This window comes from Streptococcus hepaticus (genome assembly GCF_043656315.1).
Lineage (GTDB): Bacteria > Bacillota > Bacilli > Lactobacillales > Streptococcaceae > Streptococcus > Streptococcus hepaticus.
The window spans coordinates 1-663 of record NZ_JBINIY010000044.1 but is presented as its reverse complement, the minus strand read 5'-3'; the positions used below and the strand labels follow the sequence as shown (position 1 = coordinate 663).

Here is a 663-nt window from a genome sequence, read left to right as displayed (position 1 = left end):
GCCCAACTGTCAACTCCTTTCCTGATTTTTTTTCATCTTTTCCCAACTTTTTTACTATCAGCCTCGGAAGTCCGATAGATACCCTCTCAAGTCACGTTCCAGTGCTTTGCGACCTTTGAACCGTTCTCCGCCTAATAGTTTCTGATACACTTCTTCTCCTGTTGGACCTAAACTTGACTTGAAACGATGTAATTGTTCTCTAAGGGCGATGAATTCATCATTGATAAGACCTTTGCCTTGAAGCCGATGACTAATCTCACTGACTTCTTCATATGGCATACGGTCGAAGCGACGTTTTTGACTTTCTTGTTTCCTTAATTGATCTTTTAGACGGTTACCGAACTTGACCTTGAAGTAGACCAATAGGTGCGACTGTTGGCTGGGCTCTTTTAAGTGAGGTTGCGCTTCTAGGAGCTCATACAAACTGAGCATCCCCTCCTGGTCCCAGTCTTCTTTGTCCCATAGTCGGATGACATACTGCTTCCTATACTTGTATACAATCCCTTTTACCAATGAATATAGACCTGTAAATTCTTCCATTACTATCCACTCCTCCTCTTCTATACGCTATAGACAGTATAGAATATATACTGTCTTCTGAACAGGTCATACATGTCATCTCAAAAATCATTAAAAAAACACCCGTGAAAACGGGTGGGGTTA

At 41.6% G+C, this 663-nt stretch carries 1 protein-coding gene; it reads right to left on the bottom strand.

All coding sequences use genetic code 11. The features are described from left to right. Window positions 1-57: 57 nt before the first annotated feature. On the bottom strand, window positions 58-540 hold the full coding sequence (locus tag ACHUFA_RS11015; RefSeq protein ID WP_394406105.1) for a sigma-70 RNA polymerase sigma factor region 4 domain-containing protein: 483 nt from the start codon (window positions 538-540) through the stop codon (window positions 58-60). Between the last annotated feature and the right edge of the window lie 123 nt (window positions 541-663).